General features: G+C 34.5%; 25 protein-coding genes and 3 pseudogenes. 8 read left to right on the top strand and 20 right to left on the bottom strand.

What is annotated here, in order from left to right; all coding sequences use genetic code 11:
- The first annotated feature begins 57 nt into the window (after positions 1 to 57).
- Together LIS78_RS08435 and LIS78_RS08430 are read left to right on the top strand one after the other, a co-directional pair.
- Positions 58 to 2,280: an MMPL family transporter gene (locus LIS78_RS08435; protein ID WP_209151336.1), complete on the top strand. Its 2,223-nt coding sequence runs from the start codon at positions 58 to 60 to the stop codon at positions 2,278 to 2,280.
- 261 nt (positions 2,281 to 2,541) lie between these two features.
- Positions 2,542 to 2,763, top strand: a complete 222-nt coding sequence (locus tag LIS78_RS08430; RefSeq protein WP_195780584.1) for a hypothetical protein — start codon at positions 2,542 to 2,544, stop codon at positions 2,761 to 2,763.
- Positions 2,764 to 2,856: 93 nt separating this feature from the next.
- Here LIS78_RS08430 and LIS78_RS08425 read toward each other — a convergent pair.
- The 3 genes and pseudogenes from LIS78_RS08425 to LIS78_RS08415 form a co-directional block, all read right to left on the bottom strand.
- Positions 2,857 to 3,265: pseudogene (locus tag LIS78_RS08425) on the bottom strand (class I adenylate-forming enzyme family protein); the annotation flags it as partial.
- A 487-nt stretch (positions 3,266 to 3,752) separates the two neighbouring features.
- Positions 3,753 to 4,529, bottom strand: a complete 777-nt coding sequence (locus LIS78_RS08420) for an SDR family oxidoreductase (protein WP_209151335.1) — start codon at positions 4,527 to 4,529, stop codon at positions 3,753 to 3,755.
- Positions 4,530 to 4,668: 139 nt separating this feature from the next.
- Positions 4,669 to 5,409 carry a methyltransferase domain-containing protein gene (locus tag LIS78_RS08415; protein WP_252284973.1) on the bottom strand — a complete coding sequence of 247 codons (741 nt, stop codon included), beginning with the start codon at positions 5,407 to 5,409 and terminating at the stop codon, positions 4,669 to 4,671.
- 288 nt (positions 5,410 to 5,697) lie between these two features.
- Between LIS78_RS08415 and mle the strand changes: the two genes are divergently transcribed.
- Positions 5,698 to 6,540 (top strand): alpha/beta fold macrolide esterase, encoded by an 843-nt coding sequence (gene mle, locus LIS78_RS08410; RefSeq protein WP_252284972.1) that lies wholly within the window; start codon positions 5,698 to 5,700, stop codon positions 6,538 to 6,540.
- A 216-nt stretch (positions 6,541 to 6,756) separates the two neighbouring features.
- Positions 6,757 to 7,344 carry a DUF4825 domain-containing protein gene (locus LIS78_RS08405; RefSeq protein ID WP_252284971.1) on the top strand — a complete coding sequence of 196 codons (588 nt, stop codon included), beginning with the start codon at positions 6,757 to 6,759 and terminating at the stop codon, positions 7,342 to 7,344.
- On the opposite strand, the pseudogene LIS78_RS08400 reads toward LIS78_RS08405, so the two are convergent.
- From LIS78_RS08400 to LIS78_RS08365, 8 genes and pseudogenes are all read right to left on the bottom strand, one after another.
- A pseudogene (locus LIS78_RS08400) lies at positions 7,328 to 7,549 on the bottom strand (hypothetical protein). The gene LIS78_RS08405 and the pseudogene LIS78_RS08400 sit on opposite strands and share 17 nt — an antisense overlap.
- Positions 7,550 to 7,674: 125 nt before the next feature.
- Positions 7,675 to 8,088 carry a YjdF family protein gene (locus LIS78_RS08395; protein ID WP_195780589.1) on the bottom strand — a complete coding sequence of 138 codons (414 nt, stop codon included), beginning with the start codon at positions 8,086 to 8,088 and terminating at the stop codon, positions 7,675 to 7,677.
- Positions 8,089 to 8,319: 231 nt separating this feature from the next.
- A complete protein-coding gene (locus tag LIS78_RS08390) occupies positions 8,320 to 8,589 on the bottom strand; it encodes a hypothetical protein (protein WP_195780590.1) in 270 nt (89 codons plus the stop codon).
- 98 nt (positions 8,590 to 8,687) lie between these two features.
- The gene (locus LIS78_RS08385; RefSeq protein WP_195780591.1) at positions 8,688 to 8,918 is read right to left on the bottom strand and encodes a hypothetical protein; all 231 of its coding nucleotides are present in this window, start codon (positions 8,916 to 8,918) and stop codon (positions 8,688 to 8,690) included.
- Between the two features lie 250 nt (positions 8,919 to 9,168).
- Entirely contained in the window at positions 9,169 to 9,858 is a 690-nt protein-coding gene (locus tag LIS78_RS08380) for an alpha/beta fold hydrolase (RefSeq protein WP_116072968.1), read from the bottom strand.
- A 165-nt stretch (positions 9,859 to 10,023) separates the two neighbouring features.
- Positions 10,024 to 10,947, bottom strand: coding sequence for a LysR family transcriptional regulator (locus tag LIS78_RS08375; protein WP_195783297.1), 924 nt, complete (start codon positions 10,945 to 10,947; stop codon positions 10,024 to 10,026).
- A 506-nt stretch (positions 10,948 to 11,453) separates the two neighbouring features.
- Complete coding sequence (locus LIS78_RS08370; protein ID WP_252284970.1) at positions 11,454 to 12,014, bottom strand: SMI1/KNR4 family protein; 561 nt, start codon at positions 12,012 to 12,014, stop codon at positions 11,454 to 11,456.
- Between the two features lie 765 nt (positions 12,015 to 12,779).
- Positions 12,780 to 13,055, bottom strand: coding sequence for a hypothetical protein (locus tag LIS78_RS08365; protein WP_252284969.1), 276 nt, complete (start codon positions 13,053 to 13,055; stop codon positions 12,780 to 12,782).
- Positions 13,056 to 13,319: 264 nt separating this feature from the next.
- On the opposite strand from LIS78_RS08365, the gene LIS78_RS08360 reads away from it, so the two are divergent.
- Complete coding sequence (locus LIS78_RS08360) at positions 13,320 to 13,853, top strand: GNAT family N-acetyltransferase (protein WP_252284968.1); 534 nt, start codon at positions 13,320 to 13,322, stop codon at positions 13,851 to 13,853.
- A 101-nt stretch (positions 13,854 to 13,954) separates the two neighbouring features.
- Here the strand turns inward: LIS78_RS08360 and LIS78_RS08355 are convergent, their stop codons facing one another.
- The gene (locus LIS78_RS08355; protein ID WP_195780595.1) at positions 13,955 to 14,458 is read right to left on the bottom strand and encodes a DinB family protein; all 504 of its coding nucleotides are present in this window, start codon (positions 14,456 to 14,458) and stop codon (positions 13,955 to 13,957) included.
- A gap of 98 nt (positions 14,459 to 14,556) precedes the next feature.
- On the opposite strand from LIS78_RS08355, the gene LIS78_RS08350 reads away from it, so the two are divergent.
- Positions 14,557 to 14,994 carry a diguanylate cyclase gene (locus tag LIS78_RS08350; protein WP_252284967.1) on the top strand — a complete coding sequence of 146 codons (438 nt, stop codon included), beginning with the start codon at positions 14,557 to 14,559 and terminating at the stop codon, positions 14,992 to 14,994.
- A gap of 286 nt (positions 14,995 to 15,280) precedes the next feature.
- Positions 15,281 to 15,895 carry a DUF998 domain-containing protein gene (locus tag LIS78_RS08345; protein WP_252284966.1) on the top strand — a complete coding sequence of 205 codons (615 nt, stop codon included), beginning with the start codon at positions 15,281 to 15,283 and terminating at the stop codon, positions 15,893 to 15,895.
- Positions 15,896 to 15,989: 94 nt separating this feature from the next.
- On the opposite strand, the gene LIS78_RS08340 is transcribed toward LIS78_RS08345, so the two are convergent.
- Both LIS78_RS08340 and LIS78_RS08335 read right to left on the bottom strand, forming a co-directional pair.
- Entirely contained in the window at positions 15,990 to 16,586 is a 597-nt protein-coding gene (locus LIS78_RS08340; protein WP_116072987.1) for a YdcF family protein, read from the bottom strand.
- A 145-nt stretch (positions 16,587 to 16,731) separates the two neighbouring features.
- Positions 16,732 to 17,643 carry a C40 family peptidase gene (locus tag LIS78_RS08335; protein WP_195780598.1) on the bottom strand — a complete coding sequence of 304 codons (912 nt, stop codon included), beginning with the start codon at positions 17,641 to 17,643 and terminating at the stop codon, positions 16,732 to 16,734.
- 315 nt (positions 17,644 to 17,958) lie between these two features.
- Here LIS78_RS08335 and LIS78_RS08330 point away from each other — a divergent pair, with 315 nt between their 5' ends.
- A complete protein-coding gene (locus LIS78_RS08330) occupies positions 17,959 to 18,423 on the top strand; it encodes a DUF2062 domain-containing protein (RefSeq protein WP_252284965.1) in 465 nt (154 codons plus the stop codon).
- A gap of 201 nt (positions 18,424 to 18,624) precedes the next feature.
- Here LIS78_RS08330 and LIS78_RS08325 read toward each other — a convergent pair.
- The 6 genes and pseudogenes from LIS78_RS08325 to pfkA all read right to left on the bottom strand — a co-directional run.
- Positions 18,625 to 18,951: pseudogene (locus tag LIS78_RS08325) on the bottom strand (hypothetical protein); the annotation flags it as partial.
- A 63-nt stretch (positions 18,952 to 19,014) separates the two neighbouring features.
- Complete coding sequence (locus LIS78_RS08320) at positions 19,015 to 19,398, bottom strand: YkvA family protein (protein ID WP_252284964.1); 384 nt, start codon at positions 19,396 to 19,398, stop codon at positions 19,015 to 19,017.
- A gap of 250 nt (positions 19,399 to 19,648) precedes the next feature.
- The gene (locus LIS78_RS08315) at positions 19,649 to 20,086 is read right to left on the bottom strand and encodes an NUDIX hydrolase (RefSeq protein WP_252284963.1); all 438 of its coding nucleotides are present in this window, start codon (positions 20,084 to 20,086) and stop codon (positions 19,649 to 19,651) included.
- 285 nt (positions 20,087 to 20,371) lie between these two features.
- Complete coding sequence (gene rpiB, locus LIS78_RS08310; RefSeq protein WP_252284962.1) at positions 20,372 to 20,836, bottom strand: ribose 5-phosphate isomerase B; 465 nt, start codon at positions 20,834 to 20,836, stop codon at positions 20,372 to 20,374.
- A 75-nt stretch (positions 20,837 to 20,911) separates the two neighbouring features.
- Entirely contained in the window at positions 20,912 to 21,046 is a 135-nt protein-coding gene (locus LIS78_RS08305) for a GapA-binding peptide SR1P (protein ID WP_107917869.1), read from the bottom strand.
- 114 nt (positions 21,047 to 21,160) lie between these two features.
- On the bottom strand, positions 21,161 to 22,117 hold the full coding sequence (pfkA, locus tag LIS78_RS08300) for a 6-phosphofructokinase (RefSeq protein WP_195780603.1): 957 nt from the start codon (positions 22,115 to 22,117) through the stop codon (positions 21,161 to 21,163).
- Positions 22,118 to 22,206 lie beyond the last annotated feature (89 nt).

The following is a 22,206-nucleotide window of genomic DNA, read 5'->3' as shown; positions in this document are numbered from 1 at the left end:
GAAGGTTCTATATATATTGTAATAGAAACAAACAGATTTGGAAATGAGGGAGAATTAATGAAAGAATCACCTTTAGCAACATTCAGCCGATTTATGACTGGGAAAGTGAGTCGATGGGTTGTGATTGCCGTATGGATTCTGGCAACTGTAGTCCTAACGATTGCTTGGCCTGCCGTGAATAAGACAGAAGTGAACAATGCACCAAACTTAAGTGAGAATTCACCTTCCGTAGAAGCTGAAAATCTCATAAAGAAAGAATTCCCTAACTCATCAGGGGTTCCTGCCTTACTTACATGGCACAAAGAATCAGGTTTGAACAACGATGATCTAAAAGCTATTCAGCAAGTGGCGGCAGGTTTAGAAAAGAAACCATTAGAAGAACAAACGTCTACTCCGCCTTTGCATAAATTACCGTTAGCAGCTCTACAAAAAATGATTTCGAAAGACGGTACAACGCTTGTACAGCCCATTTTCTTTAAAGAAAACGTTGAAACGGATGTACTAGAAAAAAATCTAGACGCTGTTAAAAAACAAGTAAAAGAAAACGTTTCATATGATTCTTTTGCGACAGATATAGATGAAAAAGATAAACTAAGCACGCGTGTTACGGGGCCTGTAGGAATTCAAGTAGATGCAACCAGCCTATTTGAAGGAGCAGACGTTTCGTTACTAATTGCAACAGTTTTATTAGTCTTAATTTTACTTCTTGTTATTTATCGTTCCCCAATTTTAGCGATTATTCCTTTAATCGGTGTAGGTTTTGCCTATGGGGTTCTGAGTCCAATTCTCGGTATTTTAGCAGATAAAGGATGGATTACGGTCGACTCGCAGTCCATATCCATTATGACGGTCTTGTTATTTGGAGCAGGAACAGACTATTGCTTATTTTTAATTTCCCATTATCGCGATGAGCTTCGCAAAGTAAAAGATAAGAGACAAGCACTTATCAACGCCTTTAAAGGTGCTTCAGGTGCTATAGCTATGAGTGGATTTACAGTTGTCATCTCTCTTCTGGCCTTGATTGTAGCAAAATACGGTGCTTACCATCGTTTTGCAATCCCTTTTAGCTTATCTATTCTAGTTATGGGATTAGCAAGTTTAACACTTATCCCCGCCCTGCTTTCGGTTATGGGAAGAGGTTCTTTTTATCCCTTCGTCCCTCGTACTCCTGAAATGGAAGAAGAATTGGCGAAAAAGAAAGGAAAGCCGGTGCGTGACCGAAAAGAGAAAAACCGTTTCGGAAATTGGATTGGTAATGTGGTTACGACTAAACCATGGACAATCATTGTAGCTTGTCTAGTCTTTTTTGGAGCTTTATCCATTTATTCTAGTCAAATCAAGTATACGTATGATTTATTGTCTTCCTTCCCTGAAGATATGCCTTCCCGTGAAGGATTTGCGATTATCTCTGATGCTTACTCCCCTGGTGAACTAGCACCAGCACAAGTAGTCATTGATACGGAAGGAAAATCGGTAGACCTTGAAAAAGCATTAAAGAAAAATGATCTTATTAGTACCGTTTCTGCACCTCAAAGTGGTACAAATAATGAGGATTTAAAAATATATGACGTCACGTTTAATGTGAATCCATATAGTATAGAAGCAATGGAAGCTATTCCAGACTTGAGAGATGCAGCTGAAAAGGCACTGTCACAGTCCGGAGTTTCCGCAGTCAAATCCAAAGTATGGATCGGCGGTCAAACAGCAACACAGTATGACACAATGACCACGAGTGATAAAGACGACAGTATTATTGTCCCATTAATTATTATTTTTATATCACTCCTGCTATTGGCTTACTTGCGTTCCATTGTAGCCATGCTTTACTTGGTTGGAACGGTTATCTTGTCCTACAGTGCAGCCTTAGGATTAGGCTGGCTCATTATTCACAACATCATGGGGGCAGATGCTATCCAAGGAGCGATTCCTTTATACGCATTTGTATTTTTAGTGGCGCTTGGTGAGGATTATAATATCTTTATGATCTCAAGCATCTGGCAGAAAAAGAAGCACATGCCATTAAAGCAAGCAATTAAAGAAGGCGTAAGCGAAACAAGCGGTGTTATCACATCAGCTGGAATCATTTTAGCTGCTACCTTCGCGGTTCTAGCAACACTGCCTATTCAAGTTCTGGTTCAGTTCGGAATTATCACGGCTTTAGGTGTTCTGTTAGATACATTTATTGTGCGACCATTCCTTGTACCTGCGATCACTACGGTTTTAGGAAGATTTGCTTTCTGGCCAGGTAAAGTTGAAATGGCACCAGAAAAAGAGCAGTAAATATTAAAGCCAAGAAAAAAGCAAAGAGAATATTCTCTTTGCTTTTTCAGCAAACCCAGGTAATAACATAGGGTGATACTTACTATTATTAGTGAGAAATGCAAGGACAAGAAGAATAATTTCTCAGTAGAAACGTGTGGCTTTCTACACTTCTTTTAATACCAAATTCATTTAAATTGTTAACCTTTACTTGCATTTCATAAAAGCAGCTATTCAGGATAAAGTATTACTTAAGACACGTATACTACTGGAGGTCGTAATTTGTTAATTGGTGAGATTATTCAAAAGCTAAATAATGGTGATACTTATGAGGAGATTGCTTCTTCCATGAAAATTAGTGAAGATATATTGAGAAATGATTTAAAAAATTTCGGATTTCAATATGATAATAAAGAAAAAAAGGTGGTATTTACAGGCTACGAATCTGAGTATGAGAATACACTTCGTGTTTGTTACACTGATATCAAGAAACTGTCTACTTAACATTTTTGCGTTAAAATGATGAAGCTTTTGTTATGTATGATCTCCCCCATCCTAAAAGCGTGGACTGCATTCAGCCCACGCTTTTAACTATCTTCATTTTAGTTCTCTTTTTAATACTTTACCGAGCTGATTTTTAGGAAGTTTATCAATAAAATAAACTTCTGGAACTTTGTAGCTTGCTAGACGATCTCTACAATATTTTAGGATATCTTCTTTTGTTAAAGAAGAATGAGGATCTTTTACCACATATGCTCTAGGTTTTTCTCCATAAACTGGGTCTTCTACTCCTACTACAGCAGCTTCTATAACTGTATCTATTTGCTCAATTATTTCTTCGACCTGATCAGGATAGATATTATCACCGCCGTATACGATAACATCTTTATAACGTCCCATAATATATAAAAAGCCGTCTTGATCTATCTTTCCAGCGTCCCATATGAAACCAACCATCTCTAAGGACTTTGTCAGTCGCCTCTTGATTATGCCAATAGCCTTTAAAACAAATGACAAGACCTCTCTCCCTTTTTCATCAATGCCTAAAAATTTCGGTGCATAGCTAAAACCTTTGTTCTCTAAATGCTTTAATAGCCTATGAAATTTATAACTATCTGATTTTAATTCTCGTCGTACAGTATTTCCCGAGCGATAAACGTTAGAGACATTCCCTCCTGTTAGCACTTCTTCGTCCTCAAAGCTTGACATATAAACATTCCCTCTGAACATATCCTATTTGTCGTCAATAAGTGAAAGTGATAAAGCATTCATCATAAATGAAATACCTCATTTTACTACTAATTTAGAAAAGCCCGTACTTTTTCCTTTATAGCCTATCAACAATCCTTTGGGACTGACTGATAAGGTGTAGAAACTCGGTTATTGTGATGTTACTTAACATTATAAAAAAAAATCTTCATTCGAAGATCCTTTTAACTACTTGTTTCATACAAAAATCCGCTAAAAAAGTGGAAGACCGCTACTATGTTAAATCACCAAAAGCCTCCATCTGAGTGAATAATTTGTCCGGTAATCCATTCTGATTCTTCACTTGCTAAAAAGATAACTAATTTTGCGACATCCCGGGGCTCACCAAGTCGACCCATTGGGAACTTTGGCAGTAACTCTTCCTTTAACTCACTGCTCATCCAGCCAGTGTTAGTTGGTCCAGGATCTACAGCATTAACAGTAATTTTAAGAGGTGCTAATTCAATAGCAACTGATTTAGTAAACGTAGAAACAGCCCCTTTTGTTGCAACATAAGCCAAATTCCCAGGCTCAGGTGACTTATCTTGACCTGACACCATATTAATAATTCGACCGCCATGCTTACCTTCGATTAGACGTGCAAACTCAACAGTCAAAAGACACGTCCCTCTAACATTCACGTTATAATGAGCATCAAGCATATCAGCATCTATAGAACGAAAATCTACGTCCACAGAATGTGTTGCATTATTTACAAGGATTGATGGAGAACCTAGTTTGTTTTGAACTGTATCAAGAAGCTTTCTTGGTGCATCGGGTTGCGATAAATCCAATTCCATTGATTCACATCGCACTCCCAGACTGCGAATCTCTTCCATAAGATGTTTCGACCAATTAAAATCATCCTCATTGCAATAATCCATTAAACGATCATACTTTGACCAATGAGTGAAAAAAATATCTGCGCCTTCTCTAGCTAATTCCCTGCATATTTCAGTACCAATACCTTTTGCCCGACTAGCACCAGTAACAATCGCAATTTTATTTATTAACCGCTTCATAAAGCATCTCCTCATGGGAACGCTGAATTCATATGCTCACCAATAGCACAAGAATTCAGCAATCCTGTATATGTATATTAATCTATCAAGTTGTAATGAATGAAAAAATGTAATTAAAGTTTAAAAGGCATTACAATGTCTATATTCGGCACTCATAGACAAAAAATGAGATGCCTTCTCCGTAGCCATCTTTTACTTCATGAACAGTGAGGTTGTTAAACCCATTAGAATTAAGGATACTTTCAAATTCTTCTGAGCCATAAAGTCGAAGAGGAAAATCCATTATCTCCACCTTTTTTGTTTTATTTCCTTGAAGCAATTCATATCTTATCTTAGTATTCAAAGAGCTAGTTCTTTTATCGTAGAAGCTTTTTTTGTAAACGACGATGATTTCTTTATTAAAAGATACTCTATTCGTTTCAGTCCAATCTACTAGTTCTTCAATTTCACTTTTTTTCTTTATAATAGTTAAAATTATTTTCCCGTCCTCTTTTAAAACTGCTTTCATGTTTTGAAGACTCTTAGCAGCTACATTATCAGCTAACAGCGAAAAGGAGCCGAAAGGTATCATAATAAGATCATACTTTTTGCTGCTCTTAAAATTCCCAATGTCTTGATACCATACATTAGGTTTGTGGTTCATTCTTTCAGCTTTTTCCACACATGCTTTAAGCATATCCTTAGAAACATCGAACCCTTCAATATCGATTCCTTTTTGCATAAATGGAATAAGCATTCTACCATTACCACACTTTGGTTCTAACACTTTCATATTTTGGTCTTTTACAAAAGAAAGATAAAACTCCAGCTCTTTTCTATTTGCAAAAGATTTATCAATCTCGTACAACCTTGTGCAGAGCTCTCCATAGTAATCATTCATTCTTGTTTCACCTCACATAAGTAGTTTTCCATACGTGCATTCAACTTTCCTGCCTTATCAACATGTTACAGACAGCAAACGCTGAATCTCTCTGGTCTCCAACAAGTTTAGGCTCTTCCCTTAGTTACATTTTCAAGAACGTTATATTTTACTTTTTAGTAAAAAGGTAAAGAGATAGGCAGAATAATGGATTTCCTAAATAAAATTTCAAAAGGAAATATCCTCATTTTAGAGAACTGAATAAAGGACTGCTTTTCATTTCTCTAACACTTAAAAGGAGGTACACAAATGAATGAAGAGATAATAAAAATTGATAACGTTGAGATTTGTACAGAAAGTTTTGGAAACCCCAAAAACCCTACTGTACTTTTAATAATGGGAGCAATGTCCTCATTAGATTGGTGGGATGAAGACTTCTGTCTTCGCCTCGCTGAACGGGAGAGATTTGTTATTCGTTACGACCATCGTGATTTAGGTCGGTCTACCACTTATCCACCCGGTACTTCTAACTATACAATAACGGATATGGCTGACGATGCAATTGGTGTTTTAGATGCTTACTCTATAGAAAAAGCTCATATTGTTGGAATGTCTTTGGGAGGGATGATAGGACAAATCCTTGCTCTTAGATATCCGGATCGCATAGACTCCCTTACTTTAATTGCATCAAGCGTATTTGGAACGGAGGCGGAAAAATTGCCCCCAATGGATCAGCATATACTTGATTACCACACGAAGAGCACTTCCATAGACTGGTCAAATCAAGAGGCAACCGTTCCCTACCTTGCAGGTGGATGGAAAATTTTAAGTGGGACAAAACCTTATGAAGAGGAAAGAATGTATAAGCTAGCAGAAAGAGAAGCTGCCCGCGCCAAACAGCTGCCGAGTAGATTTAACCATGCTTTGCTTCAAGGAGGAGGCCAATATTATAACAGATTCAGTGAAATTACTATACCTACACTGATTATTCATGGGACAGAAGATCCGGCACTGCCATACGAACATGGGCTTGCTCTTGCAAAAGGTATTTCTCATGCTAAATTAATAGCTCTTGATGGTACAGGACATGAAGTTCATAGTGAGGACTGGGCACAAATTATCGAATCAATTGTAGGGATTAGCAAAACATGAGACATGAAGACTTCAAAGCGCTTTTTTAAGAAAGCTTTGGGGTCTTTTCATGTTTCAAAGTTCCTTCCTTCTACTTACAGTAGACAAAACGTCTCCTATAGCAAGGGTATTTTGTACGAAAGTACCTACATCTTTTCAAAACATCATATTTACGATACACTGATAATTCGTAAAATATCCATATAAGGGTATTTTAGTAAGAAAATGGAGGTTTTTATGGAGTATTTTAAGATGTTTTTTTGTTTAATCTTATTAATCCTTGTAGGTATAACCGGCTGTTCTTCAAAAGAAGAAGTCACAAGCATTAACACTGTTGATGTAAAAGAGCTTAAAGAGCATAGCGGAACTTATGTTGGAGATAATTCTAACGTGGTAGCTATCGTAAGAGCATTGCCTGAAGGAGAAACATTTAAAGAAATTGATTTACATAATAAAACACCAAAAATAATTTATGGTGCTAAAGAGGGCTCTTTATCAGAAGATGAAATGTTAAAATATTGGTTTGACGGTAAGAATACATTAGAAAAAAATTTTCTTTATAATGCTATTTATTTAACAATATTAGTGCCTAATGCTGAAGGTTACAGCTTTAGAGTAGACAATCAAAAATTTTCAGTGTCTAGAGAAGAAATGGAACAGTTTATTTCCACAAACATTCAAACTTTACCAAGGAGCAATGAGTTATTTGATAAAGAAAAAACGCAACAATTTATAGATGATAATAAAGAAAAGATAAATAAAACAGTTAAAACGGCAGCTATTGGAGAACATTTTTTTGATAATGTTCCTATAGTAAAAGAATAAGAGGTTGAGACATAACTAAATGAATCCAATCTAAAGACGAACAAATAGGATACATGAGCTGAACCGTTTGTGACACTGCAGTTGATTTCCGTGCGAGACTTCGCTTTCCGCGGGCGGCCGCTGAGCCTCCTCGTCGCATACGCTCCTATGGGGTCTCACCTGTTCCGCTTTTCCGGCAGGAGTCTTCGCCTTGCCCTCCAATCAACTGCTAGAAAGACCTACACACATGAAACCTACGTTTACCCTAACAAAGAAAACGAACCACTAATCAAACATCTTGATCAATAGTTCGTTTTTCACTTCGTCTAAAATACTTTTGTCCCAGCCTCTCTATTTACCTTTGTGCCTAGCTTTCGCCTTTAGTTTCTTCATCAAATACTTTTGTTCCTTTAGTTCTTCACGGTATTGCTTAGCTTTCTTTTTTCTACTTTTTTTCTTTTCTTCGTACTCTTGCTTCATAGCCTCTTGAGCTTTAGTTGAAATACCAATTTTATTTATTTCTTTTGCTACTTGGCGCTGTAAACGTTTTGGATTTACCTTTTTGTTAGATTTTCTTTTTACATCAAGACCTGAATGAAACGATTGATTAATCACATCTAGCAATCTGTAATAAATAAAGTCTAATATCTCTGTATCTTTTGGTTCTGCTCCAAATACATAGCGAAATACTTTTAATTTACCGCCTTCTACAACTTCAATAATTCCTACCCAAAACTGACCATCATGGTAAATCGTTAGTGACATAACGATTCCCTCCTCTAAACATACTATGAAATGATGGACATCCCGAGGAGGGGAAGGTTACTGACATTGATACATATCAATGCATCCGGACTACCAACCGAACTGTGTTTTTACATCTCACATACAAATTTTAACATAAAAATATTTGATATAAATACCTTCTTCTAAAATCATTTCTATAATCACGGATTTGGTGAACAAATAGAAGCAAACATAATGTGCCTGCTTCTTTTATTTTTCACCAAAATTCATTGCAAAAAATAAAAAGCTCGCCATAATAAATATTGGGATTACTACAAAAGAGATTAAACTAAAATATTTCATCAGCCCTTTTTCTTGTTTCCCAAAAGCTATTATTCCACATGAGAATCCTATCAAGTAAACAGTGATACATACATACAAAATGTTGGGGCTATGTATGGGTGTAAAATATTGTCCAATACCAACAACCATCCCAAGCAACGATAACCACAGTGAATGTTGACTAAAACGTTTTTTCAATTTAGTCCTCCACGAACTAGATATATGTTTATATGGCACCATTTAATTATCAGCTACCATAATGTATTTAATCACCAGTAGGAAAAAGCTTGGGTGAATCACTCCAAACTCTTTTTTCTATAAAGAAAGAAACCTATTACCGCTCCCAGTATAGCTATAACTACACTAAACCGAATTAGATGAATAATAAAATCAATAAGGTTTAAATAGGTTGTTTCTGTTACACCATCACCGACTGATTCAACTTCTTTATATGGAATCACAAAGAAACCTAATGATCCTCCTAAAATAAGGCCATAGAAAAAACCTTTTTCTATAAATTTCAACAAGAAACTCTCCTCCTTTCAAACATGCTCATTTAATGAGTTATAGCATTCCCTATTACTATTAAAAGGCATTTATTTATCTTCCATAAAAATTATTTAATTATGAATTTTATTACATATAATCTATATATTAACATATACGTAGATCAAAAGGGAGACTAACGTATAGTCTCCCTTTCTATAAAAGTTTAATAACTTTTAAAAATGCTATTTACTTAAACAATCTTTCCAATTAAATAAAAGCTCCAGTAAGTCACGAATCAAGGAAGCTTTTCACAGCAGTTAAGAAGGCTGTTAAGTTTCCTGCATGCACCTCATGTCCAGCCCCTTCTACCGTTACTAATTTGCAATTTGGAATGCGCTTAGAAACTTCCTGCAATTTATCTTGAGGAATATGGCTGGCACCTCCTCCTACGATGAGAGTAGGTGCAATTATCTCTGTAAGACTTCCCCACCATTTAGGATTCGGGTTATTCAACTGGTTAAGAATTGAAGGTACAACCTCCCAGTCAAACGGTAAAGAACCAGGAGGTTTGGAAGGAGTTTCGAACTTCTCTCCTGTAAAAGGTGGAGGAGTATCTTCAACAATCAGCCGATCTACCCTTTCTGGAAATGTTTCAGAAAAAAGATAGGACACCGTACCACCCATAGAATGCCCAATTAACGTAAAGCGCTCCAAATTCATCGTATTTACAAACTGAAGCAAGTCATCACACATGAGTTCAAACGTATACGCGTCAGTTCTCTCACTTCCACCGTGTCCTCGCTGATCTAAAGCTAAAAACCGATATTCCTTTCCTAATACACCTGCTACTTCGTCCCAAGACTCTGCACTCATTCCCAAAGCATGAAGTGCAACAATGGCAGGTGCCGAAGCTTCTCCAACCTCTCGATATTGAAATGTTAAACCATTTAGTTCAATTTTATTTACTCTCATTTCCAAATCAGATCAACTCCTAACTCAGATTTCATCGATTAAAATCTAGATTATTAAGGTTCATCTATATATTAGTGAAGTAATGAAAATTCCCTTCACCTCTTATCTTATTAAAAATAATGTGAGATTATTTTATATACCCTTTATAAGTCTTTAGTCAGTGTAATGTACTTAGAGATTCTTACTTTCAATCCCCTTATAATTTAACCCAAAGGTATTACAAGCTAATTGAATAAAAGATTGCAAAGGAAGAGACATGAATTTATCTTTATGCCAAAACATTTGTGTATAAAGAGGTGTATCAACTTTAGTGCACACTAATTCTTTTAATATACCTTTCTCAACCTCCGCTTTTACTACTACTTCAGGTAGTATGGCAATACCTAAATCTAACATTACACACTGCTTAATAGCTTCTACGCTTACAAATTCAAATTTAGTTGATGTACAAATACCCGCTTCACGAAACAAGTTTTCCAATACTACCCGATATGAACACCCCGACTCAGTATACAAAAGAGTCTCATCCTCAAGGTCTTCTAAGTAGATTTCCGCTTTATCAGCTAAAGGATGCTGAGGAGAAGCTATAATTTTTAAGTTTTCTGCAACAAGACATTGCGTATGTAGATTTGCATCCTCATGCTGAATAGGCTCCAATGTAAAGGCAATATCAAGAGTTCCATCTAGTAGCTGCGCTCTCGTTTGTTCTTGAGAGTAAATGGGTTTAAAAATCATTTTAACCTTTGGAAATTGATCCTTAAACTCTTTTAATATTGGAGGCAATCTATACGTGCACTGGCTTTCAGAAGATCCAATAATAAGCGTACCCGCAGGTTCCTCCACTCCACTTACAGCGTTTTTTGCTTCCTTAGTCAGTTGAATCATTTTATCGGCGTACCTTTTAAATTCTCTACCTGCCTCTGTTAAAACCAAGCGCTTCCCTAAACGTTCAAATAAAGGCGTTTCAAGTTCATTCTCAAGAGCTTTTATTTGAGCGGTAACGCTTGATTGAGCAAAGTTCAAAATTTTAGCTGTATATGTAAAATTTAAATTTTCTGCAGCTGTTTTAAATGTAATTAGTTGTTTTATTTCGATTGTCCTCACCTCTGTATAATCGGATATTCCGATCGATTCAATCGTAATGTTCATCTGTAACGATTGTTAATTTCATTATAAAATATGGTAAATCAAACCACAACATACTAAATATAAAGAGATAAGGGGAAATCATAATGTCTATAAAAAAAGAGAATACAAAGGAATCAATGAGTCTAACGCAAAAAGATACCAGTGAAAAAAACTTCAAATACTATTGGAATGAAATTGTTCGAGCGCTTATCGTGACTAAATAATTGGGCTAATCAATTTTATTTTGCTTAAAAAAGCTATATAAAGTAAATCGACATACAAACGTTTCAATATAAAAACAATAGCTTGGTAATTCTGAATACCCTCAGAGTTAGCAAGCTATTAATCTAATTAAATTTATAATCATGTTCATTGGTTTGAATCTAACCTATACTTCGCAATATCCTTGCCATCTTGGGAGATAATGAGTGGACCCTTTAATGCATTAGCTTGTAGTTGCTTTACCTTAATCATTATTTGCGACTATAGCTACTTTTTAATTGTTTTGAATCTAATGGTGGTACACGAAATAATTGCTTTAGAAAATCATCAAAAGTGTCTGCTATTTTGATATACTCCCATTCTGTATTATCATATGTTGAAGCCGCATAGTTTTCTGCGATATACATTACAGCGGGATCTTGTAATCTATTACGATAATCCAACACGACCCAATAGTGAAAGTCTGTCGACAAAACCACAAATTCACCGGAGAGTTCCACTTCTTTTAATAATTCTTCGGAAGATAAGATACTCATATCATCATTTTCAAAATGTATAGGGTCAATATCACTAATCCTTGTTCTTTGCCCATAAGGAATACTTTCGGTATCTCCATCAGGTAACATAAAGTATGGGTAGTTTAATCCCCCACCATTTTTTATTTTCATTAAATCTAATAATGAACTAGGTAACTTAAAACCTAAACTAGCTTCAGCTTGCTTTATGATTTCATCATTTATCGGATAATCTATACGCTCATATTCACTATCGTCGCTCCAAAAACTATCTCCCTGATAAAATTCTTTTTTCAAAACTTCACCTTCTTTAATCTGATGTTCATAAACTTCATATTCTTGCTTCTGATATACTTTCTAGACTATCTGTAATCCCGTCTATTAATCCCTCTACTTTATATACAAAATCATCAATTATCATATTTAATTCTAGTAGCGTTTTATCTTCCTAAATTTTCTTTAGTTTAACTCTATACTTAGGTATAAAGTATCTCCTGTATTCTTATCTTTAGTTAATTAGAAGAAAATAATTACATAAATTTCTTCATTTGTAATAGTATTGTTTCATTTTACCATTACACTGTATAATAAATTAACTTAATAATTGTTAGTTTTATTTAGAAAATCTTAGATATTAGCTCTTGGTTTTTATTTATCCATTTATATTTCACCTGAAATTTTGCATGTAAATCAGACTGTTTCAAAGTAATTAATGGTCATACTAGCTGGTGCATGGCTTATCCGCTCTACTAATACATGGCTTCTATAACCTTAGGATTTTTAGAGCTTGCTATTATTTTCTTGATTTTTGAATCATTTTGAAGCGTACTAAAAAGCGATCACAGCATCAGCATACAAAATCACTTTTTGTAAGGTTAATGTGTATTCGACGTATGGAACAAACTCTATCATGTTCGCATTCTAGGGGGGCAGTATAATGAACAGAGAGCAAGAAGAAATAATTGTTAAAGCATTTTTTGAAAAGAGGATACAGCAACGAATATTATTTGAATTGACTTCTCCTAAAAAGAGATTGGATGCCTTAAGTCGTCTTTGTCATAACTACACAACGACCTTCCGGAAGAAGTTCAAAACAACCAGCAATCCATAATAAAAGCCAATCCCTTCAAAAAACAAAGAGAGAATAGGAAATATCATAGATTCAAAGCCAAATAACATAATAATAAGCCCAATTCCTTTAGCGAGCTGTTTTTCATTTCTAGGTGTAAATACCTTTCCATACCCAGCAATGAAATTAGTACTACCTTTTTTCCATACACGTTTCCCAATATAAATAATGAAGCAGCTTACTAAACATATAAATAATACGTTCAACATCAGATATTACCTCTTCTTTACACACTCTCATTTAACATATATAGTATATTTTACCATAAATAACTTACAAATATTATGTATTAAAGGTGAACTCATAAAATATAACACTATAAAATATATACATACTAATTTTGGAGGTTTTTGGTTGTTAAACTTATTTTTAGAGCTGGGTGAGTAAGCTTCCTTGATGACTGTGTGCATAAAGGAAGTCCCATTTATGGAGTATAAAAAGCGGTAATTTACCAAATGAACAGGAGACTATAAATGGATATCTTAATTAAACAAGAACTCACTGAAGAATATAATAAAACTGAAGAAGTTGTTAAAAGCGCTTTTTTAAATGAAGAATACAGCGATAAGAAAGAACATTTACTTGTAAAACGGATTAGAAAGTCAGATGCCTTTATTCCTGAACTTTCATTGGTCGCATTCAATCAGAATGCAGACCCTGTAGGTCATATTCTTTTATCTAAAATAACAATTATAGATGTTGATACCGCTATCGATTCTTTGGCACTTGCTCCAATTTCCGTTTTTCCTCAGTATCAGAAACAAGGAGTTGGAAGTCAATTAATTCACGCTGCGTTAAAACGTGCAAAAGAGCTTGGTTATCATTCAGTAATCGTTTTAGGACATAAAGATTACTATCCAAAGTTTGGATTTAAACCAGCTAGCTTATGGAATATATATGCTCCATTTGACGTACCTGAAGAATTCTTTATGGCCTTAGAGTTAACAGAGGGATCACTAAAAAATGCGCAAGGTGTTGTGCATTATTCAAAGCCTTTTTCAGAATAAGTACTAACTAATTAATTAGGTTTTACGTAAAAAGAGGTTATCCGGAAAATAGTTTTATAGCATTTTCTATGGACAACCTCTTTTTTATTTATTTGATATTATTAAAGCGGTGGATTTTCCACACCTAACTGAGCCCAATCTTCTTTTGGAGGCCCATAAACTCCAGGGGGTTTTATTCCTGCTTGACGCATAAGAACTGTGATCTGACCTCGGTGATGAACAATATGCTTGATTAGCCCCATTAAGATTGCAGCATTTGATTGCTTTCTACCAAACGCTTCTTGTATATGTTCTAAGGATTCATCTGTCCATTGCTGTTCGATAATTTTAGCAGCGTGAGAACTTACATTTTTGAAAGTTATAGCAATTTCCTGTGCAGAAGATGGAACGCTTGCTGTACTTTCTATTCTGTCTATGTTCAATCCAAACTCAGTTAGGTAATCTGGAATATTTGTTGTAAAATGCCAAGCAATTCTCCCTAACGTACGTCCTTCAGGATACACTTGTTGTTCTAACGAATCATCTGTTAAGCTATCCAAAACTTTTTGAGTTAGCATGGCTTCGTTGTTCCATTCTTTGATAAAATCTGAAATGGTGTTATACATGTAAAAGACCTCCCAATATAAATCTAATCTAAATTGATAATTAAATAATATCATAGAAGAAAAATAAGTTGTCTTATTTACTAAAGGAAGGAGACTCTATGTTATTTAAAGCTGCTACTCAAAAAAATATAATTTTTCCTTTATTGCTGTTAAAGGTTTTACTATTTGTTCAAATGTTTCAACATAATAAAATAGGTGCTTTTTTACTTCTTGTTGCTATCCTTTGTTCGTTTCTTGCCCTTTTCCTCAGATATGAATTTCAGATAGACAAAGATACCTTAACCTATAGAACGTATATTTTAAGGCTTAAAGTATATCAAAAAACAGTTAAACCTATGGACATTAAAAAAATCGTATTTAAGCGCTTAAGTTGGAAAGCAAAATTGGCCATAGTCCGAGTGGAAAAAGGCTGGAATATGCGGATATCGTTATTTAATCCACCAAATATTTTTAAGGAGTTAGAAACATTTGCAGGTGAAAATAATGTAGATATTCAAAAAACATCAGATTATAAAATTCTAGAGAAAACATCTTGAATGTCACTACGTTTAGAATACATTAACTTTATGTATGTTTTATAAAAAGGCCGCACAATCAGCAGTTATTCATTTCTAATTAAGACGCTTTCGGACCTCTTTACTGCTACAAAGAATTAGTAAAGAGGTCCTTCCATTCTTAACCTACTGTAAGCACCTCCAAGTTTAAACACTTTGTCCTCCTTCCTTGCATCAACCTCGAGCCCTACTTAAAAATAGGCTCCAAGACCATTTCATTTAACATTATTTGGATATATAATTCATATATAACGCTTTTTAAGAGGTGATGATTCTGTATATATCGAAAAAGCTTGGCATTTTAAGCTGGTTTGCTACTTGCTTGTATTTTTTAATTGAACCGTTCTTCATTTTGACTTCAACCGCTCCCTACAGTTTTTTAAATCACGCAATGAGTGATCTTGGCGTAACTTCTTGTGGAAACTACACCTATTCAATTGCACCTCATGAAATTTGTTCTCCTCACCATTTTTGGATGAACTTATTGTTTATTATAAACGGATTAACACTTTCAATTGGTGTTTTGTACATTTCACAAAGCCTAAAGAAAACAAAAATAACCCAACTAGCAACAGCTTTTATCCTTATATTAGCTTTAGGTAACATTGTTTCAGGTTTTATACCGGCTGATATAAATTTATTTTGGCATTCAATACTCGCTCAACTTGGCATGATTACTATTTTAGCTGGTCTTTGGATATATGCATCATCCTTAACAAGCGGCAAGTATTGGACTTATGGCTGCTTGCTCTCCTTACTAGTCATCCTTATACTCATTATTTTTGTATTTTTTGTTCCTATGCCTACCGGTCTGCTGCAAAGATTATTCTATTTAGTAATCTTTATATGGGGCACCGTGCTTTCCTTTATTTTAAACAAATAATCTATCCTCACAGGACTATGTTGAACTACTCCTCGTAATCTCAAAAAGCAAAAAGTCCATAGAGGCATCCCTATGGACTTTTTTTGCGATTTTTTTAGATAAATTCTCTTAATAATTCTTTCGATTTCTTTCCGCTAAAACCAAAATAATTGCCAATAAGTTTGACGTATTCTGTGTAGGTAACTTTTCTATTTAAAGCAGTTTCCCACCATCTCTTTGGATTATAATAACGACTTCCACTAGAACAATAGGTTAATTGTATTTGGGTATCCTTAAATTCTTTATTAAAATTTTTTTCTACCCTTTTCATATGATAGTTGGAAGAAACAACGATAGCGGATTGAAAATGATAGTTCATCATTAGCCTTTTTGTGAATTTAGCGTTTTCCGTAGTACTTGTAGCGTGATTTTCTAATATAATTGAATCCTCAGGTATCCCTGAGTCCTTGGCTTGATGATAAAAATTATTCTCTTGACCATTCGAAAGGATTAAATGAGCCGCATAGCCTTTTTTATATAATTCAATTCCCTTCTCCAGTCGATCATTATCACCACTTAACACAATAATCACGTCAGATTTTACAGGCTTTTCGTTTACCACAAGCTCTTTCCCGGCAAACAGAAAAAAAATAATCCCTAATCCCAGCATAAATATACTAATTTTTATCCTTTTACCTTTAATTTTTTGCATATAGACCCTCATTTAAAAAGTTCACTTCATATCGTATCATAAAGCTCAATATTCATAAAAATAAAAAGGTAATCTTCAAAAAAATTTTAATTCTTAACCTTGGTCTTAGTTTTCTCGTTCTTGGTAACTAGTGCTTTGTAGTTTATTAGAATACAGATTTACTTCCTAAATAACGAGGGGCCCAGTAAGAATTGCTTAACGATGCAATAGTTACACCAGTTGAACTTCCAGCATGAATAAACTGCCCGTTTCCAATATAAATTCCAGCATGTGAAGGCCCTCCAGTAGTATCAAAGAACACAATATCCCCTACATTTGGAGTAGATGTACTTTTTCCTGACTGATACAAGGTAGCTACTGTTCGCGGTACAGTTACTCCACCTCCATTTTTAAATACATAATAAATGAAACCACTGCAATCGAAACCACTCGGTGACGTTCCTCCCCAAACATATGGTACACCTATGAATTTTTTAGAATAAGCAACAATATCACTAGCTGTCGCTTGCGTTGAACTATTGACAGTTGAAGAACCAGTGGAGCTGCTAGATACTTTATTTAAGGCATTTAAAGTAGCCGGACCTACTATTCCATCCACAGCTAAGCCATAATCCCGTTGGAAATTCATAACCGCAGTTTGAGTAATTGTACCAAAATATCCTGTTGGTGTGGCATTAAAGTAACCTTTTTCCTTTAACAATTGCTGTACTTTTTCAACTTCATTACTAGTCATTCCATATTTTAAAAGTGTACCGTTTGTAACCGTACTTGTTGAATTAGCTATTAACGCTTGATATGTATTAGATCCTACAATTCCATCAGCGGTTAAACTATGAGAACGCTGAAAGCTTAGAACTGAATCTTTTGTAATTGAACCAAAATAGCCAGTCGAAGTAGCTGGAAATATCCCCTTCTGTCTTAAAACATCCTGTAATTCTTTTACGTCTGGATCTGTCATACCTTCTTTTAATAGCTTGTCTCCTAAAGCTGCATGGCTTATTGTTGGTAAAACAATTAATGACGAGCATAGAGCTAATGAAGAAATTATCTTTTTCACTAAGTATATCCCCCGATGTTATATTTTTCTTGTTCTTGACTATAAAATTTTAGCAGGGAGAAATAGAAAAGAAACAACCTATTTATGAATTTTTTGTGACATTTTCAAAAATCACTTGATTTATTAGGAGGTAATTATTTGTTTTGTCATATAAAGTATAAATATACTTATAATGGTTAAGCCTGTTGTTCTTTAACCTCATTTTTCTTTTTACTTATATGACGCTAAATCTTGAATACAATAAAACACCTTTCTATAATGGTGGACACCTAAAGGAAAGATAGGATGCCAGCGTAAAGAGATAGGAGGAATAATGTGAGCAAATTAGTGTTTTTGAAGCGCCGGTTTAAATACTTACTTATTAAACTATTAAGATTAAAAGATCATTCACATAAAGTTGCGCTAGGTTTTAGTCTAGGTTCTGTTGTGAACTTTGTTCCTACCTTTGGATTGGGCCTTATAATATCCGTAGGTTTAGCTAAATTATGTAAAGGAAACAGCATAGCAGGCCTCATTGGTGGAATGTTTTTTATGTGGGCCTTTCCGTTGATGTTTTACTTGAATACAGTAGTTGGAGGATATATATTTCCAATCGACCTTGATCAAACTTTGCTTCAGAATGCAGATGAAGATTTGGATAATCGACTAGAACTAGGAGCAAAATTAGGAAAGAATTTTTTAACAGGAATGGTTCTTAATAGCTTCTTATTTGGAAGTATACTTTATATTGTTAGTTACTCAGAGGCTTCCTCTTACACTACATCTATAAGAAATGGATAGTAAAAAAACGCACTAAAAAAACGGATTATTAGCTCAATTTCAACATTTATTTTTAATTGTAAAGCGATATAACTGAACATTTTTTAAAAAGGGATAGAGATAAATTAGCCCATAATTGATATCTATGGTTATCAACTATGGGTTAAGGTACGATCTTTGTTTCTGTTTTAAGATAAATATGGAGGAAATAAAGGACTGCTCTCATTCCTTTGTTGAAGATAATACAGTCTGTTTCACCCATTTTTTTCGGTTTCTTTGATCAATTATCCATCCATACAAACTTTGTATACCTAGTATCAGAGAGATTATGACACCGCTAGCTGCTAGGATTAATGCAAAATATTCTACAGGATTGTATGCAAGTATATTTCTCCATTTGATTCTCCCGATAAAATCATTTACTACAAGCCCCATTCCAAGCATTTGACCCACTACGGAATAAAGAGTCAAAATCAGCAATAACAGGCTGTCTTTTTTCGCATTAACGTTTTCCTGATATCTAAATAAACTCTCTAGAGATTGTTTAGCTTCCTTTTTGTATCATAACGATCGATAGTAAACCTAATATATTTTTTCTTGATAAGAGTTCATTCAATTTAATAATTTAAAAACAGTAAAACAGCTCCACGTAAAAATAAGTAGCCATACTATGATAATAATTGAACCCGCAACCCAATTTTTAGGTCGTTCATTTTGAATGAGCTCTTCTGCTTTTATTGCGCAGTCCTCTATTACACTTGTAGGTAGCATCTTCAAAGCAAGCATAATTCCTAAAGGAACAATGATTATATCGTCAATATAGCCTAAAACCGGTATAAAATCAGGAATTAAATCGATTGGACTGAAGGCATATGCAACAACACAAGCAGTAAATAATTTGGTATACCAAGATACTCGTTCATCTTTATAAGCTAAGTATAAGATAAATAGCTGCTTTTTTAACTTTTTAGCCCACCGCTTTAATTGATTAAGCATGTTTCCTATTCTCCTTTTAGTAGGGATTTTAGATAAGTATATCAAGAGATAGATATTTTCATTTTACAACTTAAGAAAACATTGCATTTATTTTGGTAATCATTTGACTTAGCGACACCATTTTTAACATCACTAATTTATTGAAAATGGATAAAAAACGTTGCTGTATATCTGGACGGTTTGATGTAATATAAAAATTACTTTTATTCTCTTTGATACCTACATATTTCTCTTATTAATAAATTTAGAACTATAAAAATAACTGATTAATGCAATCATCTTGATTTACAGCTAGTTTGGGAATAGCTTGAATAGGAACCCAATAGTACGAAAAGATTAATCCTGCATCTTCCCCTTTAGAATTAACCTTATATTCCCACCGTTCTGCAGTTTTTTCTTTAACTTCTAACTGAAAAACATGTCGTTCATGATACTGGCTTTTACCTTCATGATGATAAACATATGTTTTCAATTTTGTTACCGATAAAAACTCCATTAATCCAGATTCTTCTTTGACCTCCCTATATAAAGCTTCTTCAATTGTTTCTCCCTGTTCTACAGTACCTGCTGGAACTTGAATTCCTGCTTCTGGATAATCTTTGTGTTTGCAAACTAATAACTCTGTATGATGACCATTAAACCTAGTTATGTAAGCCATAACTTTTGTTATAATCGTTTTATCCTGCATATTCGCTTCCTCCTATATGTAGATACTAACCGTACAGATTTCTTCATCAGCAAACAAACTTCTTTAACTCCCAAGAATAAATCAGGCATATTTTATTACATCTATTTTAATTGCAAAAATAATTAGTCTCAGTGTTGTCATAATAAGCTGCTTTTACGGAAGGTTAACTGGTATGGAAATTGGAATGGTTAGTTTTGCTATTCTGTTAGGGTCTATAATCATCATATCAGTAAGTGAAATAATAGGAAAAGGCAAGAATCAAATTGATTCTTGCCTTTTCTGTCTTTATTTTCTTTCAAGAGAAGATTCTGATACATTTTCGTATTCTGTAATTTTACAGATGCGATTTTCATGACGGCCCCCGACAAATTGGGTTGTTAACCAAGTCTTCGCAATTTTGCGAGCTAAACCTGGTCCAATTACTCGTTCCCCCATGGCTAAAATGTTCGTATCGTTATGTTCACGCGTCATTTTAGCTGAAAACACGTCATGAACGAGTGCGCAACGAATTCCTTTTACTTTATTAGCGGCAATACTCATGCCAATTCCTGTACCGCAGATTAAAATTCCAAAATCGGCTTCTCCATTTGCTACTTTTTGGGCAGCTGGAATCGCATAATCCGGATAATCGACTGAACTACTGCATTCACAGCCTAGATCTTCATATATTATGGACATTTCTTCTAGTAGATTTATAATCTCTTTACGAATGTTTATTCCACCATGATCTGAAGCAATTATGACTTTCATAAGATTACTCTCCTTGTTCAGCTATAGTCTTAATTAAAATTCTAATGATTTTTGGAGTCTATTTTTACCGATACGTTATTTCCTAGAACAATCCTCAGAACACTTCCCGTACCATGTTTTAACCCCTTCAGAGTTGTCTACATTCTCAATAACTTTCCCACATACTTGACAAACGATAGTTCCCTGTTTTACATTAACCTGCTTATTCATGTCTATTTCCTCCTTTTTATTAGAAAAATTCGTTTGTATTCAAATACATTTCTTTAGAGACAAATTCGTTTTATCTCTATTTTGATAAATCATTGTATGTTAGAAAAGATATCCTTAAGCTAGAATGGTATCCAGTAAGCTGTATTTATCATCGTTACTAGATAACTTCGAATGAACTTTTTCAATATCTACATTAATTAAGTCATTTTCTTTGATTCCTACAGCTCTACCAGAATACCCTTTGAGTAATAATTCTACTGCTGTGATCCCCATTTTACTTGCTAATATACGATCAAATGCGGACGGTTGTCCTCCTCTTTGAATGAAACCCAATATACTTGTCCTTACGCTAATATCTAATCTATCCTCGACATATTTTTGTAGGTCTTGAATATCGTACATTTTTTCAGTAATCAGGATTAGGTTATCTTTTTTACCATTTTTAATTTTCTCATTAAGCTTGAAGCAGATCTCTTCAAAGCCCAATTTTCTCTCTGGGGTTGAAATAATTTCTCCAGCTCCTGCTAAAGCAGAGTACAGGGCTAAATCTCCGCAATATCTTCCCATAACTTCTACAATCGTAGTCTTTTCATGAGATAAATCTGTATCCTTAATTTTACCGAGGCATTCTAATATCGTGTTTAATGTAGTATCAAATCCAATTGAATAATCTGTGTAAGATAAATCATTATCAATCGTTGCCGGTATAGCAATGACATTTACACCTAATTGATGTAATTTTTGTGTTCCTTTAAAAGAGCCTTCACCACCGATTACCACTAAATGATTAATTCCATAATCCTTTAATATAATTAAGGCTTTCATTCTGCCCGACTCTTTCATAAACTCTGCGCACCGGGAGGTTTTTAAAAATGTCCCTCCTTTATCCGCAATATAATCTACATCTGTAGAGGTTAATCTATGAATTTTACCTTCTATTAACCCTTGGTAACCACCCTCGATTCCCATTACCTCTATGCTATGATAGTTAGCTGTTTTTACTACTGCTCTAATAGCAGCATTCATTCCTGGAGCGTCTCCGCCACTTGTTAAAACTCCTAGCTTCATCATTGCCATACACCCCTGCTATTCTTATCCATTTAAGAAAGTTGGCCGACAGATGCTAAAAACCAATTGTCGGCCCCTCCTAGTAGCACAAA

This window comes from Priestia megaterium (assembly GCF_023824195.1).
GTDB lineage: Bacteria > Bacillota > Bacilli > Bacillales > Bacillaceae_H > Priestia > Priestia megaterium_D.
This window is presented reverse-complemented; position numbering and strand designations above follow the sequence as displayed.

Bases quoted from the DNA above. Each gene is read 5' to 3' on its own strand.
- LIS78_RS08435 (WP_209151336.1), top strand. From the start codon at position 58: ATGAAAGAATCACCTTTAGCAACATTCAGCCGATTTATGACTGGGAAA.
- LIS78_RS08420 (WP_209151335.1), bottom strand. From the start codon at position 4,529: ATGAAGCGGTTAATAAATAAAATTGCGATTGTTACTGGTGCTAGTCGG.
- LIS78_RS08415 (WP_252284973.1), bottom strand. From the start codon at position 5,409: ATGAATGATTACTATGGAGAGCTCTGCACAAGGTTGTACGAGATTGAT.
- mle (WP_252284972.1), top strand. From the start codon at position 5,698: ATGAATGAAGAGATAATAAAAATTGATAACGTTGAGATTTGTACAGAA.
- LIS78_RS08405 (WP_252284971.1), top strand. From the start codon at position 6,757: ATGGAGTATTTTAAGATGTTTTTTTGTTTAATCTTATTAATCCTTGTA.
- LIS78_RS08395 (WP_195780589.1), bottom strand. From the start codon at position 8,088: ATGTCACTAACGATTTACCATGATGGTCAGTTTTGGGTAGGAATTATT.
- LIS78_RS08365 (WP_252284969.1), bottom strand. From the start codon at position 13,055: ATGTTGAACGTATTATTTATATGTTTAGTAAGCTGCTTCATTATTTAT.
- LIS78_RS08360 (WP_252284968.1), top strand. From the start codon at position 13,320: ATGGATATCTTAATTAAACAAGAACTCACTGAAGAATATAATAAAACT.
- LIS78_RS08355 (WP_195780595.1), bottom strand. From the start codon at position 14,458: ATGTATAACACCATTTCAGATTTTATCAAAGAATGGAACAACGAAGCC.
- LIS78_RS08350 (WP_252284967.1), top strand. From the start codon at position 14,557: ATGTTATTTAAAGCTGCTACTCAAAAAAATATAATTTTTCCTTTATTG.
- LIS78_RS08345 (WP_252284966.1), top strand. From the start codon at position 15,281: ATGATTCTGTATATATCGAAAAAGCTTGGCATTTTAAGCTGGTTTGCT.
- LIS78_RS08340 (WP_116072987.1), bottom strand. From the start codon at position 16,586: ATGCAAAAAATTAAAGGTAAAAGGATAAAAATTAGTATATTTATGCTG.
- LIS78_RS08320 (WP_252284964.1), bottom strand. From the start codon at position 19,398: ATGCTTAATCAATTAAAGCGGTGGGCTAAAAAGTTAAAAAAGCAGCTA.
- LIS78_RS08315 (WP_252284963.1), bottom strand. From the start codon at position 20,086: ATGCAGGATAAAACGATTATAACAAAAGTTATGGCTTACATAACTAGG.
- rpiB (WP_252284962.1), bottom strand. From the start codon at position 20,836: ATGAAAGTCATAATTGCTTCAGATCATGGTGGAATAAACATTCGTAAA.
- LIS78_RS08305 (WP_107917869.1), bottom strand. From the start codon at position 21,046: ATGAATAAGCAGGTTAATGTAAAACAGGGAACTATCGTTTGTCAAGTA.
- pfkA (WP_195780603.1), bottom strand. From the start codon at position 22,117: ATGATGAAGCTAGGAGTTTTAACAAGTGGCGGAGACGCTCCAGGAATG.